Annotated in this window: 14 protein-coding genes; all 14 read left to right on the top strand. The window is 53.9% G+C overall.

Going from position 1 to position 15447, the window contains the following annotated elements; translation table 11 throughout:
• The first annotated feature begins 109 nt into the window (after window positions 1–109).
• Window positions 110–1873 carry a threonine--tRNA ligase gene (gene thrS, locus DW870_RS02325; RefSeq protein WP_117584100.1) on the top strand — a complete coding sequence of 588 codons (1764 nt, stop codon included), beginning with the start codon at window positions 110–112 and terminating at the stop codon, window positions 1871–1873.
• A 324-nt stretch (window positions 1874–2197) separates the two neighbouring features.
• On the top strand, window positions 2198–2788 hold the full coding sequence (locus DW870_RS02320; protein WP_117876807.1) for a hypothetical protein: 591 nt from the start codon (window positions 2198–2200) through the stop codon (window positions 2786–2788).
• A gap of 84 nt (window positions 2789–2872) precedes the next feature.
• A complete protein-coding gene (locus tag DW870_RS02315; protein WP_233547380.1) occupies window positions 2873–3625 on the top strand; it encodes a sugar transferase in 753 nt (250 codons plus the stop codon).
• A complete protein-coding gene (locus tag DW870_RS02310; protein WP_199411514.1) occupies window positions 3625–4377 on the top strand; it encodes a WecB/TagA/CpsF family glycosyltransferase in 753 nt (250 codons plus the stop codon). Before DW870_RS02315 ends, DW870_RS02310 begins: the two co-directional genes overlap by 1 nt.
• Before the next feature lie 2 nt (window positions 4378–4379).
• Window positions 4380–5597, top strand: a complete 1218-nt coding sequence (locus DW870_RS02305; RefSeq protein WP_117876805.1) for a nucleotide sugar dehydrogenase — start codon at window positions 4380–4382, stop codon at window positions 5595–5597.
• 29 nt (window positions 5598–5626) lie between these two features.
• Window positions 5627–6724 carry a non-hydrolyzing UDP-N-acetylglucosamine 2-epimerase gene (gene wecB / locus DW870_RS02300; protein WP_117876803.1) on the top strand — a complete coding sequence of 366 codons (1098 nt, stop codon included), beginning with the start codon at window positions 5627–5629 and terminating at the stop codon, window positions 6722–6724.
• Window positions 6724–7677 carry an ATP-grasp fold amidoligase family protein gene (locus tag DW870_RS02295; RefSeq protein ID WP_117773585.1) on the top strand — a complete coding sequence of 318 codons (954 nt, stop codon included), beginning with the start codon at window positions 6724–6726 and terminating at the stop codon, window positions 7675–7677. Before wecB ends, DW870_RS02295 begins: the two co-directional genes overlap by 1 nt.
• Window positions 7670–8725: a glycosyltransferase family 4 protein gene (locus DW870_RS02290; protein WP_117876801.1), complete on the top strand. Its 1056-nt coding sequence runs from the start codon at window positions 7670–7672 to the stop codon at window positions 8723–8725. Before DW870_RS02295 ends, DW870_RS02290 begins: the two co-directional genes overlap by 8 nt.
• A 79-nt stretch (window positions 8726–8804) precedes the next feature.
• On the top strand, window positions 8805–9605 hold the full coding sequence (locus DW870_RS02285; protein ID WP_117773583.1) for a glycosyltransferase family 32 protein: 801 nt from the start codon (window positions 8805–8807) through the stop codon (window positions 9603–9605).
• A gap of 1 nt (window position 9606) precedes the next feature.
• Window positions 9607–10137, top strand: a complete 531-nt coding sequence (locus DW870_RS02280) for a serine O-acetyltransferase (RefSeq protein WP_197032159.1) — start codon at window positions 9607–9609, stop codon at window positions 10135–10137.
• A 30-nt stretch (window positions 10138–10167) separates the two neighbouring features.
• Window positions 10168–11253, top strand: coding sequence for a polysaccharide pyruvyl transferase family protein (locus tag DW870_RS02275; protein WP_158549245.1), 1086 nt, complete (start codon window positions 10168–10170; stop codon window positions 11251–11253).
• A 16-nt stretch (window positions 11254–11269) separates the two neighbouring features.
• Entirely contained in the window at window positions 11270–12760 is a 1491-nt protein-coding gene (locus DW870_RS02270; RefSeq protein ID WP_117639269.1) for a lipopolysaccharide biosynthesis protein, read from the top strand.
• Between the two features lies 1 nt (window position 12761).
• Window positions 12762–14105: an O-antigen ligase gene (locus tag DW870_RS02265; protein ID WP_117876799.1), complete on the top strand. Its 1344-nt coding sequence runs from the start codon at window positions 12762–12764 to the stop codon at window positions 14103–14105.
• Complete coding sequence (locus DW870_RS02260; protein ID WP_117876797.1) at window positions 14086–15240, top strand: Coenzyme F420 hydrogenase/dehydrogenase, beta subunit C-terminal domain; 1155 nt, start codon at window positions 14086–14088, stop codon at window positions 15238–15240. Before DW870_RS02265 ends, DW870_RS02260 begins: the two co-directional genes overlap by 20 nt.
• The last annotated feature ends 207 nt before the right edge of the window (window positions 15241–15447 follow it).

The raw sequence follows: 15447 nt of genomic DNA, 5'->3' as shown, positions 1-15447 counted from the left end.
TGCGGCGGGCGCTTGTATACCAAGGCAACCTGCCTATAATGATGCAAGTTAAAACGCCGAGCGCATCGCACGCACTTGCATCAGGCATCCGAGAGGAGAAAACATACCCATGAAGGCACTCTACAATGACGGTTCGGTGGCCGAGCTCCCGCAGGACGAGGTCACGCACGTCATCCGCCACTCCGCCGCGCACATCATGGCGCAGGCCATCAAGCGTCTCTATCCCGAGGCCGACTTTGCCTATGGCCCCGCGACCGACAACGGCTTCTACTACGACGTCGACCTGCCCGAGGGCGTCAAGATCAGCGAGGACGACTTCCCCGCGATCGAGGCCGAGATGAAGAAGATCGTCAAGGAGAACCTCAAGTTCTCCGTGTACGAGAAGCCCCGCGCCGAGGCCATCGCCCTTATGGAGGAGCGCGGCGAGAAGTACAAGGTCGAGCACATCGGCGACCTGGACGACGACGCCCGCATCACCTTCTACCAGCAGGGCGACTACATCGACATGTGCGTCGGCCCCCACATCTGCTACACCAAGGCGCTGAAGGCCTTTAAGCTCACCGGCGTCTCGGGCGCCTACTGGAAGGGCGACAAGGACAACAAGATGCTCACCCGCATCAATGGCGTCGCCTTTGCCACCAAGGAAGAGCTCGACGAGCACATGCATATGCTGGAGGAGGCCAAGAAGCGCGACCACCGCAAGATCGGCCGCGAGATGGACCTCTTTATGATGCGCGACGAGGCCCCCGGCTTCCCGTTCTTCCTGCCCAACGGCATGATCCTTAAAAACACGCTGCTGGACTACTGGCGCGAGATCCACCACAAGGCCGGCTACGTGGAGATCTCCACGCCGCTCATCATGAACAAGCAGCTGTGGAAGACCTCGGGCCACTGGGACCACTACAAGGACAACATGTACTCCACCGTCATCGACGATGAAGAGTACTGCATTAAGCCCATGAACTGCCCGGGCGGCGTGCTGGTGTACGCCTCCAAGCCGCACTCCTATCGCGAGCTGCCCATTCGCGCCGGCGAGATTGGCCTGGTGCACCGCCACGAGCTGCGCGGCGCCCTGCACGGCCTGTTCCGCGTGCGCTGCTTTAACCAGGACGACGCCCACCTGTTTGTGCGTCCCGACCAGCTGACCGACGAGATCGTGGGCGTGGTCAACCTCATCGACTCCGTGTACCAAAAGTTTGGCTTTAAGTATCACGTTGAGCTTTCCACCCGCCCCGAGGACTCCATGGGTTCGGACGAGGACTGGGCGCGCGCCGAGGAGGGCCTGCGCACCGCTCTGGAGAAGCTGGGCATGGACTACGAGGTCAACGAGGGCGACGGCGCCTTCTACGGCCCCAAGATCGACTTCCACCTGGAGGACTCGCTCGGCCGTACCTGGCAGTGCGGTACCGTGCAGCTCGACTTCCAGATGCCGCTCAACTTTGACCTGGAGTATGTGGACGCCGATGGCACCAAGAAGCGCCCCATCATGCTGCATCGCGTGTGCTTTGGCTCCATCGAGCGCTTCATTGGTATTCTGATTGAGCACTTTGCGGGCAAGTTCCCCACCTGGTTGGCCCCCGTGCAGGTCAAGGCACTTCCGGTTTCCGAGAAGAGCCGTGACTATGCCCACGAGGTGTGCGCCAAGCTGGAGGAGGCCGGCATCCGCGTGGTCTGCGACGACCGCGACGAGAAAATCGGCTACAAGATTCGCGAGGCCCGCAGCATCGACCGCGTGCCCTACATGCTTATCCTTGGCGAGAAGGAGGTCGAGGCCGGCAACATCTCCGTCCGCGATCGCTCCAACGAGACCGTTCAGATGAGCGTTGACGAGTTTGTGGCCAAGGTGCTCGAGGAGATCAAGACTCGCGCCTAGCACAAACAATACAAGAATTAACAAAGGCGATCGTCCTCGCGGGCGGTCGCCTTTTTCTTACCAAAACAAGAAAAGCCGCTGGTTGAGCGGCTTTTTTTGTTGCACAAAAAGGTACAGGTTTTTGTATCTTTCGACAGATGACATTATACGAGCAATAAAACAGCGTTTGCCCAGATTACGCAAAATGTACTGCTAGTAGGTACATCTCCATACCCCTCTACAAAAACCTGTACTTTTGCGACTGCGCCTAGCTGCGAGCGAGAAGCCTGTTCTAATCGCCCCTGCATTTGCGTGCATCGCAAAGCAAAAAGAGGGGGCGAGAACATGGAGCAGACGGCACGGCGTCAAGAGCAGCTGCCGGGCGCATTTAACGGCGCCACCACCAACAGCCAACATGGCCGCGTCCGCTGGTATCTGGTCCATACACCCCATGGAAAAGAGCGCGAGACCTGCGAAAAGGTCCGCCGGATTATCCCGCACGAACTGATGCAGGACGCTTTTGTAATGCAAAAGGAGTTCTGGTTTAAGCGGGACGGCGCATGGTCGCTCCAAACCAAACCCATGTACAAGGAATATTTCTTCGTCGCCACGCACGATGCTGCCGCGCTCGATAGGGCTTTGGCCCAGTTGAGTTTTGGCTGTCGTATCGCCGGCAGTAGGGAGCGGGCGTACATGCCCATGCCGGACGATGCGCAGGACTGGTACCGCAGCGTGCTGGACGACGACGGCGTGGTGCGCAACAGCGTCGCGCGCATAGAAGACGGCGTGTTGCACATAGAGCAGGGCCCTTTTTTGGGGCAAGAGACCCGTGTAAAGAAGATAGACCGTCATAAGCGCTGGTGCCTGGTAGACGTGGGTGATGGCGATTCCGCTTTTAGAGAGCTGCTACCGCTCGACGTTCCTAGCAAAACGTAAGGGAGACGTTGTACCAGCGATTTATTTGGTTTTTGGATTCATAGATGGGGGGGGGTTCCTGGGGACAGGAACGTAAGTTTTATTGTGGCTGCTAATAAAGAAGTGACAGAGAGCAATGCTCCCGCGGGGGCAGCGCTGATTGCTCAGGCTATGGACCAGCGTGAATGCACCGGTCGATATAAGGCTGTGCAATCCATCATGGACTGGGACAACTCGCGCCTGGCCTACCGTGCCGTCAAGCGCGCGTTCGACATCGTGTTCAGCGGCTGCGTGCTGGCCGTCATTGCCGTGCCGAGTCTGGTGCTTGCCGCGGCAATCCGCCTGGAGAGCGAGGGCAACCCGTTCTACAGTCAAATTCGCGTGGGCCAGACCCACCGCGACGGCAGCCTGTCCACCTTCCGCATGTGGAAGTTCCGCAGCATGTACAGGGACGCCGACGAGCGCCTCGCCGAGCTCAAGGGGCAGAACGAGATCGCCGGCGCCATGTTCAAGATGAGGGAGGACCCCCGCGTCACCAAGATCGGCAGGTTCATCCGCAAGCATTCCATCGACGAGTTTCCGCAGTTCGTCAACGTGTTCCTGGGGCAGATGTCCGTCGTGGGCCCGCGCCCGCCGCTGCCTAACGAGGTGGCCGAGTACACAGAATTCGACCTGCAGCGTCTGGCCGTCAAGCCCGGCATCACCGGCTGGTGGCAGGTGACCGACCGCAATTCAACGGGTTTCGACGGAATGGTCCAGCGCGACCTTGAGTACATAGCCAAGCGCGGCGTCATCACGGATCTCAAGATCGTTCTACTCACTGTCGTCGAGGTAATTACGGGAAGCGGGGCGTGCTAGTGTCAGCCGGCAATCGTTATCCAATTCTGAACACGTATGTAAACGCCATCTCGCTTGACGAGACGGTGGATGAAATCGAGAAGATCATCGCGAGGGGCGTACCGACCCAGCATGTCGTAATCAACGCCTCCAAGGTCAACCTGATGGAGGCGGATCCCGAGCTCGCGTCAATCGTCAACGAATGCCCCCTGATCAACGCCGACGGCGCCTCGATCGTCTGGGCGGCGAAAAAGCTGGGGGTTCCTCTCGGGGAACGCGTCACGGGCATCGACCTGTTCCAGAGGCTTGTAGGGCTGGCGTCCGAGAAGGGCTACCGCATCTACCTCTTCGGGGCGAAGGAAGAGGTGGTCACCAAGGTCAAAGCGATTTTCGAGGACAGGTACCCGGGCATCCAGATCGCAGGGTATCGCAACGGCTACTTCACCGAGGCGGACGAGCCCCAGATCGTATCCGATATGGCCGCCTCGGGAGCCGACATGATGTTCGTCGCTTTCTCCTCTCCCAAGAAAGAGTACTGGGTCCACAAGTACATCGACCAGATCGGAATCCCCTTCGTCATGGGCGTCGGCGGCAGCTTCGATGTTGTTGCCGGCGTAACCGACCGAGCTCCGACGTGGATGCAGAAGCACGGCCTGGAGTGGTTCTACCGCTTCATCCAGGAGCCCGGAAGGCTGTGGAAACGCTACATCATCGGCAACCTAAAATTCGTCGCCCTCACGTATAAATACAAGTTCGCTAAGAAAGGTGAATAGCAATGGTTAACGTTATCGGTCTCGGCTACATCGGCCTGCCCACCGCCCTCATGATGGCATCCCACGGCGTGGAGGTCGTGGGCACGGATTACAATGAGGAGCTCGTCGCCACCCTCAACGCCGGCAAGACCACCTTCAAGGAGGAGGGCCTGGACGAGCTGTTCGCCGACGCCCTGAAGTCCGGCATTAAGTTCTCCACCGGCTACCAGGTCTGCGACACCTACATCGTCTCGGTCCCCACTCCCTACGACAAGCTAGACAAGAAGATCGACCCCTGCTACGTCGTGGCGGCCTGCAAGACCGTCCTCGAGGTCGCGCCCGAGGGCGCCGTGCTCGTAGTCGAGTCCACCGTCTCGCCCAACACCATCGACCGCTTCGTTCGCCCGCTACTCATAGAGGCCGGCCGCGAGGACGTCAGGCTCGTCCACGCCCCCGAGCGCATCATCCCGGGCAACATGGTCTACGAGCTGCTGCACAACAACCGCACCATCGGCGCCGACGACCCCGAGGTGGGCGAGGCCGTGGCGAAGGTCTACGCCAGCTTCTGCCAGGGCGAGATCTCCGTCACCGACATCCGCACCGCCGAGATGACCAAGGTCGTCGAGAACACCTTCCGCGCGGTGAACATCGCCTTCTCCAACGAGCTCGCCAAGATCTGCCGCATCGGCGGCATGGACGTCGCCGAGGTCATCCGCATCGCCAACAAGCACCCGCGCGTGAACATCCTCAACCCCGGCCCGGGCGTCGGCGGCCACTGCATCCCGGTCGACCCGTGGTTCCTGGTCGGCGACTACCCCGAGACGGCCAACTTCATCCGCCTCGCCCTGCAGACAAACGCCTCCATGCCCGAGTACGTCATGCACCGGGCCCACGAGGTCATGGTCGAGCGCGGCATCACGGACGCCTCGAAGGTCGGCATCTACGGCCTCACCTACAAGGAGAACGTCGACGACGTCCGCGAGTCCCCGACGCTGCAGATGCTCGAGTCCATGTCCGAGCACCTCTGCGCCGGCTCCGTCAAGGTCTACGACCCGTGGGTCGAGCGCGACGAGGTTCCCGGCCAGGTCCACTCTATGGATGAGTTCCTGGACGGACTGGAGATGGTGATCGTGATGGTCGGCCACTCCCAGGTCACGGACAACCCCGGCATCTTCGGCGAGCGCGTCCTCATCGACCCGCGCAACGTCTGCGGCGACGGAGAGAACGTCTACAAGCTGTAAGACCATGTGACTCTTCAGGAGAAATCGTTTTGAAGAAGGTAATGCTCGTCTTCGGCACCCGCCCGGAGGCAATCAAGATGTGCCCGCTCGTCAACGAGCTCAAGGCACGTACGGATGAGTTCGAGACCGTCGTGACTGTGACCGGCCAGCACCGCGAGATGCTGGACCAGGTTCTGCGCGTCTTCGATGTGACTCCCGACCACGACCTGGCGATCATGAAGCCGGGCCAGACGCTGTTCGACGTGACGTGCGACGTGCTGCTTAAGCTCAAGGCCGTCCTCGAGGACGAGACGCCCGACGTGGTCCTGGTCCACGGCGACACCACGACCAGCTTCGCCGCGGCGCTCGCGTGTTTCTACCTGCAGATCCCCGTGGGGCATGTGGAGGCCGGCCTGCGCACGCACGACATCTACAGCCCCTGGCCGGAGGAGTTCAACCGCCAGGCGGTCGACATCGTGAGCGAGTACTACTTCGCGCCCACGGAGGCGAGCAAGCAGAACCTGCTCGGCGAGGGCAAGCTCGAGTCCGGGATCTGGGTCACCGGCAACACCGGCATCGACGCACTGCGCACTACCGTGCGCGAGGGCTACTCCCACCCCGAGCTCGATTGGGCTGAGGGCTCCCGCCTCATCCTCATCACGGCGCATCGCCGCGAGAACTTGGGTGAGCCCATGCACCGCATGTTCCGCGCCATCCGCCGCGTGATGGAGGAGCATCCGGACACAAAGGCAATCTACCCCATCCACATGAACCCGCTCGTCCGCAAGGCCGCCCACGAGGAGCTCGACGGCTTCGACCGCCTGCACATCATCGACCCGCTCGAGGTGCTCGATTTCCACAACTTCATGGCCGCGAGCCACCTCATCCTCACCGATTCCGGCGGTATCCAGGAGGAGGCCCCGAGTCTGGGCAAGCCGGTGCTCGTCATGCGCGACACCACGGAGCGCCCCGAGGGCGTGGCGGCCGGCACGCTGAAGCTCGTCGGCACCGAGGAGGACGTGATCTACCGCGAGTTCAGCCGCCTGCTCAGCGATCAGGCCGAGTACGAGGTCATGAGTTATGCGTCGAATCCTTACGGTGACGGACATGCGAGTGAGCGAATTGCGGACGTTATTGGAGGTAAATAGTGAAGCTAAAAAAGAGGTTTACTCTTTCTCTTAAAAACAATCTGCGCTTCATTCCTGATGAGGCATATATGCGTCTCTACTTCAAAGCCAAACTTCATTACGAGCCTGATTTCGAGTGTCCTAAGACATTCAATGAGAAGCTGCAGTGGTACAAGCTTAACTACCATAATCCAGTTTTGACTCAGCTCGCAGATAAATATGGCGTGCGCTCTTTCGTCGAACAACGTATTGGGTCCGAGTATCTTGTGCCACTTTTCGGTGTTTTCAATGCAGCTGAAGAGATCGATCTCGATAAATTGCCGGAGAAGTTTGTGCTTAAATGTACTCACGACTCGCAGAGCACATTTGTTTGCACGGATAAGTCGAATTTTGATTTTGTTGAGGCCAAGAAACGTCTGAATGTTGCCTTGCATAGAAACTGGTATTGGCAGGGCAGGGAGTGGGCTTATCTCGGTATCACGCCTCGCATTGTGGCGGAAGCATTTCTTGATGAACCTGGAAGAGCGACTCCGACTGATTACAAATTCTATTGTTTTGACGGTAAGGCAGCTCTTGTTCAGACGGACGCCGATCGTTTCACTAATCATGAAATGCAGTACTTTTCTACTGAATGGGAGCAGCGTGGCGATATCGACCATGAGGTATCTGAGCATGAGCCTACTGTAAAGCCCGAGAACTACGAACTTATGCTTGAGCTTTCCGAGAAACTCTCTGATGGTTTCCCTCACGTGCGGGTTGACTGGTACAACATTAGCGGTAAACCTTACTTTGGCGAGATGACTTTCTATACCGGAGGCGGATACGATCCCTTCTATGCACTAGAGGAGCAACCCGATAGACTTGACCGAGAGCTTGGCGATTTGTTTGTTTTGCCAACTGTTTCCCATTTAGAAAAGTACTGCGATTGGTCTTGCCCTTCTTCTAAAAGATCTTTAGGTGCTGATAATGCCTAAAGTGTTGATGATTGGCCCGAGTCTTGATGCTATGGGTGGCATCTCCACGGTTGAAAACAACATTATGAAGTGGTCGAATCGTAACGAAGGTTCAATAGAATTCATTTCGACAACTGCTGAGGGCGGGAAGTTCAAGAAGCTCTCCATTGCCTTTGTGGCTTATATGAAATATCTCAGTAGGCTCAACGCGTGCGATCTCGTACATGTGCATATGGCGTCTCGTGGCAGCTATCGCCGAAAAAAGATCTTCATGAGGGCGGCCTTCTTTCGAAACAAACCCGTTCTTCTCCATCTGCATGGTAGCGAGTTCGGTGTTTGGTTTGACGAAGAATGTAGCGAGGCTGAGAGACGCGATATCTCGCATTCCTTTGAATGTTGCTCAAAGGTGGTCGTTCTGTCGGAGGAGTGGAAGGAATTCCTTCTAAAAAGGCACATCTGTTCCTTGGATCGTATCGTGGTGGTGCATAACGCCGTTGACGTTCCTGAGGTTAACGCTATTGATTATTCGTGCAATACGGTTTTGTTCATGGGGCGTCTTGATGCGCGCAAGAGTCCGGATTTACTTTTGCGCGCTGCTAAGCGCGTTCTTAAGACTCATCCCGATGCGCGTTTTGTCTTTGGCGGAGACGGGGATGTGCCAGCATATGAACAACTGGCGGATGAACTTGGAATTGGTGACAGGTGCAGCTTTATAGGCTGGGCTAAAGGTGAAAAAAAAGACGAAGCCTTTCGCAACAGTAGCATGTTCTGCCTTCCTTCGAAGAATGAGGGCATGCCTATGAGTGTGCTTGAGGCAATGTCGTACGGACTTGCTACCATTGCGACTCCTGTCGGGGGTATTCCACAAGTCATTACCGACGGCGTAGACGGAATTATGTTTCCAGTTGATGATGTTGATGCGTTGGCCACTAAGCTCGAGAATCTCATGAGCGATATCTCTTACAAGGAAATGATTGGAATTCAGGGACGAGCTCGCATAAAAGATGCCTTTTCCCTTACGGCGTTTATGAACCGGCTTGGCATGGTTTACGAAGATATTTGCCGGTGAGACTCGCTTTCTTGGGCGATATTGGAGACCCGTCAGACTCCGTTTCTTATTTCCAAGTTGCACATTTAGGAGCGTGACGATGGATAAGACTATTCATTACTGCTGGTTCGGAGGCAATCCGCTCTCTGAGACTGCTGTGAGGTCCTTGGCTTCGTGGGAGAAGTTTGCGCCTGGGTTTGAGGTCAAGCAGTGGAATGAGGATAACTTCGACTTCGCATCATGCTCTTGGTCAAGGGGCGCGTATGCGGCGGGTCTCTGGGCATTTGTGTCGGACTACGCTCGCTTTAAGGTCTTGTATGAGTACGGCGGCATCTATATGGATATCGGCAGCGAGCTCATACGAGACATATCGCCTCTCATGGAAAGCATTCCTTTCACTGCAATCGAAGAATCCTCGTTGACTGCCACCACCGGCTTGATTGTTGCTGTTGAGCCTCATGACCCTGTAATTCGCGCATGCGTGGAACGATATGAGTCGATGGAGTTCTCCTGTGATCCTGATTTTCTCGACAAGATCACGGTGAATGAGGTATTCACTGCTGAGCTTCAAAAAATCGGCTTTGAACGCGTGAATAAAGAGCAGCATTTCGGTGGCTGGCTTGCCTTGGACTCCAAAGCGTTCAACCCCGTTTACGGTTTCGGCGGTTATCACATCAAGCGTGAAACCTACAGCATCCATCGCTCTTCGGGAAGCTGGGTTGAGCCCAAATATCGCATCAAGCGGAAGGTTGTGCGTAAGTGTTCCCCTTTCATTGGGCGAAGGCTTTCGCAGATTTTGGGTCGAATTCTCATGGAGCTTAGTGACGGTGGCTTGGTTGTAGGAACTAAGAGAATCTTTGGCGTTGTTCGCGAAAAGATTGCTAGAGGAGAGAGAAGTTAGAGTGGACGTATTCGCTAAAGATACTTATCACTATTTCGGTACGCAAGGCGTAAAGCTCGGCCGGTTATTAGGTGATTTTGGCTACCGCTATGTTTTCTATCTAAGGATGTGTCAGGCAGGAGGTTTGCGAAAACTCCTCTTCACGCTTCCGAGGAAACATCTTTCCAGGAAGTGTGGACTCGAGATTTCGCCATCAACTCAAATTGGTGAAGGCTTCTACATTGGTCACCCTTACGGCATTACTGTAAACGCCGGCGCGAAGTTCGGCCGTAACGTGAACATCCATAAGGGATGCACCATCGGCCAAGAAAACCGTGGCCATAGAAAGGGCGTCCCTACGATTGGTGACCGCGTATATCTCGGTATTAACTCGACGGTTGCAGGTAATGTGACCATTGGAAACGATGTCTTTATTGCCTCCAATACCTTTGTTAACCAGGATATTCCCGATCATTCGATAGTCATTGGCAACCCGTGCAAGATTATCGAAACCGATAACGCTACTGAAGGTTACATCATCAATTTGGTTTAACGAGCTTGCGAATAGTTAGGCGGTAAGATATTGAAACGCATAGGCATCCTCACATTTTCGAATACCGTAAATTATGGTGCTTCGCTACAAGCATGTGCTCTGCGCAGGACAGTGATGTCGTTGGGCTGCGACTGCGAAGTGCTCAATTACAGCAATAAGGAACTCGATGATCGAGAGTTGGGTACGTGCTTCTCGTTCAATCCTTCGGATGCCGTTCGCTATTTCCTTCGCAGGGGTTTTGAGCGCCAGAGGCTTAATTCGTTCAGTCGATTTGCTAAGCGCAATCTAAGCCCTACGGGAAAGCTGGATAAGCAAGCTCTTATTGATAGAGCCAAGAGCCTCGACTGCGTCCTCATTGGCAGCGATCAGGTTTTCAATCCTCGGGTTAATGGGCATGATCCAGTCTTCTTGGGTGAAGGCATCGCTGAAGTTACAAAGGTCGCGTCTTATGCTGCCAGTCTGGGAGATGCGACGGCGGAATCCATTTTGGCATGCGATGAAGGCGCGGCCGACAGGCTGGCAAAGTTCACTGGTCTTTCCGTTAGGGAACCGAGCTCTATGGAGGTCCTTAGCGAGATGGGGCTCGAATCTGTATTTATGCCTGATCCGACCCTGCTTCTTACGGGCGATGACTGGTCGGCGTTAGCCTCAGATGACGGCTTGGATACGATACCTCAATCCTATGTTCTGCTTTATACGCTTAACTCTGAGCAAAAACTCGTGGATCGAGCTAGGAAGATCGCCAGCGAGCTCGGCGTTCCTGTCGTCTGCATTCATTACAACACGAAGAAATTCCCCGGCATGATTAACGTGAGGGGTATCGGTCCGGCTGCTTTCTTGAAGCTTGTTAGTGAGGCGTCGTTTGTTTGCACGGACTCCTTCCACGGCGCCTGCTTCTCCATGAATTTCAATAAGTCGTTTGTCGTTAAAACGTCGGACTCCGCCGTTCAGAGTAACGTCAGGATTACAGACCTGCTCGCACGTTATGGAATTGAGGGTTGTCTGTATCGAGACGAGGTCGTTACTTCGGCTGTTGACTATGGTCATGCAAACCAGACCCTCTCACATGACCGTGATACAGCGCGTGCCTTTATCGCTCGCTGCATTGGATTGTAGGTGTCGTTTCTGGCTTATGTTTGCAAAGAATACTTTTTGGAACTTGGTCTACCAGTTGACCGCTATCGTTGCCGGCTTCCTCGTCCCAAGGGCGATTATTGGCGTATATGGATCCGAGGTTAACGGTCTGGTGACCTCTCTAACTCAGTTTATTGGTTATTTCGCACTTGTCGAAGCTGGTATTTCTGGTGCGGCGACCTTCGCTCTATATAAGCCTATTGCTAAGGGCGACTGGGATGGGATTAACGTCGTGGCTTCGGCCTCGAAGGTCTTTTATCAGAAGTCGGGCATGTTGTTTCTTGTCTTGCTGGTTGGCCTTTCGGTCGTTTATCCCATATTTGTCTCGGTAGGTTCGCTTGCGCCTTGGGAGATCATGGTGCTTACCTTCCTGTTGGGTGCCAAGATCGTCGTGGATTTCTTTTCCCTCGCCAAGTACCAAGTTTTCCTTACCGCCGATCAAAAGAACTGGCTCATTCAACTCGCATCGACGGTCTTCACGCTGGTTAACACGGCCGTCATTTTCTTGTTTGCCTATCTCCATGCTCCTGTTGTCGCTGTCTATGCGTTGGCTCTCTCTGCGGTTTTTGCGCGCAGCCTGATTCTCGCTCTGTATACACGCCGCCATTATCCGAAGCTCAATTGCAAGGTTGATTACGGTGACTATCAGCTACCCCAGAGATGGGATGCGTTGTTTCTCCAAATCTTGGGAGCCGTTCAGTCGGGCGCGCCCGTTATTTTGGCGACCTTCCTCTGTGGGAGTATGAGTGAAGTTAGCGTTCTTGCTGTTTACATGCTCGTATCTACGGGGCTACAGATGATTCCGAATGTCCTTGGTACAGGGCTTCAGGCGCTCTTTGGTCGACAGATTGCTGAGGGAGACTACGAGGGTCTTCGGTCTTCCTATAAGCCATATCGAGCGCTTGTGTACGCAGTCTCCGCTGTGGCATGTGGATGTGCTTTTTCATTGATTATGCCGTTTGTTGATTTGTATGCAGGCGGGTTTCACGATGCAAATTACCACAATGTCCTGCTCGGTTTCCTCGTCGTCCTAAATGTTTTTCTCTATCATGGCAAGTCGTCCCAGGGCCTACTTGTAATTGCTGCTGGCATGTACCGTGAGACTAGGGCGCAGACCTGCTTGCAGGCTGCAATCATTATCGTCTTGGGTATCCCACTCACAATGCGTTTTGGGGTCGTCGGCACAATTGCTGCGTCCTGCGTATCCAATCTATACCGCGTGATTGACCTTTTGCTCTACGAGCCTCGTAAAATCTCGAAGGACTCTCTTTCGAGTTCGTTTTGGTCGTTTGGCGTGTATGTATTACAGACCGTTCTCGTGGCCATGCCTGGCTATCTACTGTCTTGCTTCGCTGGAAGTTGGACAGGATGGATTGCGGTCGCCATCGGTCTTGTCATTTGGGGCGCAGTCGCCGCATGCGCGACGCTCTATTTCTTCGACAGGCCTAGCTATAGTTCGATTATTGGTCGTTTTATGAGGATTAAATAGGATGAATTATTTCAGCGCGTCTAGGGCCGGTGTTGAGTCTTGCTCTGAGTTAGAGCGACGCTTTTCCCTAAATGATGGGTCCATGGTGTTCATTCCACTGCTCTTTTACGCCTTTTTCTGCCAATCGCTCGCTGCTTCTGCGCTTGCACTCGATGTCTGCCTCCTGCTATCTGCTACGGCGTTTCTCCTGCATTTTGTGACTAACAGAAGATTTGCTTGCAAAAGATTTGGCCTTGAGCTGGCTTGGGCACCTTTCTTTGTGCTGTTCTTTATTCATAGTTTGATATACGGTGTGGCTAATTTAACCCTGCTCGTAGTTTATACGCTTCTATTTCTGTGCATGTATGTTGCGGCAGGCGAGCGATCCTGGGTCACTTCATGCCTTAGGGTTCTTGTCGCCTTTGCAGCATTTCATGCGTTCTGCACCATCGTCTTCTGGCTAGTCCCTGCACTTTATCTGCCAGTTAAATCTGCCTTCTTTTCAGGTAGCTATATGGCTAGGGACTATCGCTCTGGCTTCACGGCGCACTACAGCACTAATTCGATTTATTTGAGTTTGGGTCTCGTCTCTTGGGCCTGTGGTCTTGCTGGTAGCAGGGAAAAGGTTCGGATTAAAGATTTGATGCTGAGCCTGATGCTCTTGCTTGCGCTTTTTCTGACTACTAAGCGGGGTCCTTTGGTTGCATCCGTTGCTGCTATCGTCATCTCGTATCTGTTCGTAAATAGAAAGAAGCTTACCGGGACGTTGCTCAAGACCTTGGTTGTTGCTGCAATCGCTGTAATAGCTGTCGGCGTTCTTGCTACGTTTGTTCCCGCTGTTCAGGCGACTCTTGAGAGGTTTATTGAGCTTTCAGATGATGAAACGGGCAATGGCAGAAGCTATTTGTACGATTGCGCTTGGAGTATGTTTTATGCAAAACCCTTACTTGGTTGTGGTTGGGGGGCTTATTCCAAGTATGTTGCCACTACCTCCCTTGGTGCAATGTACAGCAATCTTGGCTTTTCGTCGATGAGTGCTCACAACGTATACCTTCAGTTGCTTGCCGAGACGGGTGTGATTGGCCTTGCGGCTTTTGTTGTGCCTGCGTTTCTCTCCATCCTTGCAGCCATGCATCGATCTGAATCTCTTTTAGAGGAAGGTCCTTATGGGGACTCCTTTTGCTTGTGGGCCTGTTTGGGTGTTCAGATTTTCTTTCTAATTTATTGCTTTTCAGGCAACCCTTTATACGATCCGCAGTGCTACATACCGTATTTCATTTCATGTGTGGCGGCGTTTGCTATTTGCGGCTCAGACAAGATGATTCTTAACGATAGGGAGGGATTCCATGGATATCTGCAAAGATAGTCAACGCTGTACCGGGTGCTCTGCGTGTCTGTCTGTGTGTCCTCGATCGGCGATTCAGATTGTAGAAGACTCTCATGGGTTTTACCGTCCGAAGATTGACGAATCAAAATGTGTTGAGTGCGGTTTGTGCCAGAGGGTATGTCCGGCTAATGGTTTGACGAGCGACGATCTGAAGATGAACTCTCGTCGGGTATTGGCTTATCAGGCTGACGACGCCGAACGCGCAAAAAGTTCCTCGGGTGCCGCGTTTTGGACCTTGGCTACTTACGTCCTAAATAATGGCGGCGTCGTTTACGGCGCTTGCTTCGATGAAGATTTCCGCGTTGTTCAGCGGCGTTGTGCCTCTGTTGACGACGCGCAATCTTGTCGAGGCTCAAAATACTCACAGGGCTTCGTTGGCTCTTCATATGTCGAAGCATATAACGACTTGAAACAAGGTCTTGACGTGCTCTACAGCGGAACCCCATGCCAAATTGCGGGTCTTAGGAGTTTTCTGTCTAAGAAAAACTATTCCGGACAGTTGGTTACCTGCGATTTAATCTGCCATGGCACACCTAGTAATCGTATGTTCCGCGAATACATTTCCTTTTTGGAAAAAAAGTCCGGAAAGAAGGTCATCAATTATTTTCATCGCCCCAAGGACAGAGGTTGGGGAGTCCATGTCGAGAAGGCTCTCTTGGACGACGGCACTGCTCTCTATGACACGATTGAATCTAATACTTGGCGAGATGTGTTCTATAGCAATAACGCTTTAAATTCCAGCTGTTATAACTGCGCCTATACCGACGTCAACAGGGTTTCCGACTTTACTCTTGCTGATTTTCTTGGCGTCGATCGAGTTCGCAAAGGTTTTAATGATCATAAGGGACTTTCTGTTGTTATGGTTAATAGTGAGCTAGCCGAGCGTATTGTCGCATCTGGTGTATTTGAGCCCGGCGTAACAGATATATCTCTTGAAGAGGTGCTGCCCGGTAATCCGATGCTGGAGAGGTCGTCCTCTCCGCAGGGTAACGTTGATGGTTTCTGGAAGGCTTATGAGCATAAGGGGTTCGAGGGCACTGCTCGGTTTGTTGGCGCCTACGGCTTCGTGAAATCTCTCAAGACTCTTGTGAAACAGCTTATTAAAAGGAAATAGTTACTAGGGGCGTTTCTCTTGAATTTAATGGACTTTGTTGAGCATGTGGCGACCTGGATTTATGTCCGGGGTAAGTTGGCGTTTCTTGCAGGGAGATTCCCTGGCCAGATAACCATGACGAAGGCTTTCAGGCGACCGTTTTATTGTCGCGTATCGGATAAAGGCGTTATTAGCGTCGGTGAACGAACGTCTTTCAATTACGGTTGC

Source organism: Collinsella sp. AM38-1BH, from assembly GCF_003467545.1.
Lineage (GTDB): Bacteria > Actinomycetota > Coriobacteriia > Coriobacteriales > Coriobacteriaceae > Collinsella.
The sequence above is the reverse complement of the archived record's forward strand: the minus strand, read 5'-3'. Positions and strand labels throughout refer to the sequence as shown.

Coding starts and splice junctions, on each gene's coding strand:
- thrS (WP_117584100.1), top strand. CDS start 110: ATGAAGGCACTCTACAATGACGGTTCGGTGGCCGAGCTCCCGCAGGAC.
- DW870_RS02270 (WP_117639269.1), top strand. CDS start 11,270: ATGTTTGCAAAGAATACTTTTTGGAACTTGGTCTACCAGTTGACCGCT.
- DW870_RS02290 (WP_117876801.1), top strand. CDS start 7,670: ATGCCTAAAGTGTTGATGATTGGCCCGAGTCTTGATGCTATGGGTGGC.
- DW870_RS02320 (WP_117876807.1), top strand. CDS start 2,198: ATGGAGCAGACGGCACGGCGTCAAGAGCAGCTGCCGGGCGCATTTAAC.
- DW870_RS02260 (WP_117876797.1), top strand. CDS start 14,086: ATGGATATCTGCAAAGATAGTCAACGCTGTACCGGGTGCTCTGCGTGT.
- DW870_RS02305 (WP_117876805.1), top strand. CDS start 4,380: ATGGTTAACGTTATCGGTCTCGGCTACATCGGCCTGCCCACCGCCCTC.
- DW870_RS02285 (WP_117773583.1), top strand. CDS start 8,805: ATGGATAAGACTATTCATTACTGCTGGTTCGGAGGCAATCCGCTCTCT.
- DW870_RS02265 (WP_117876799.1), top strand. CDS start 12,762: ATGAATTATTTCAGCGCGTCTAGGGCCGGTGTTGAGTCTTGCTCTGAG.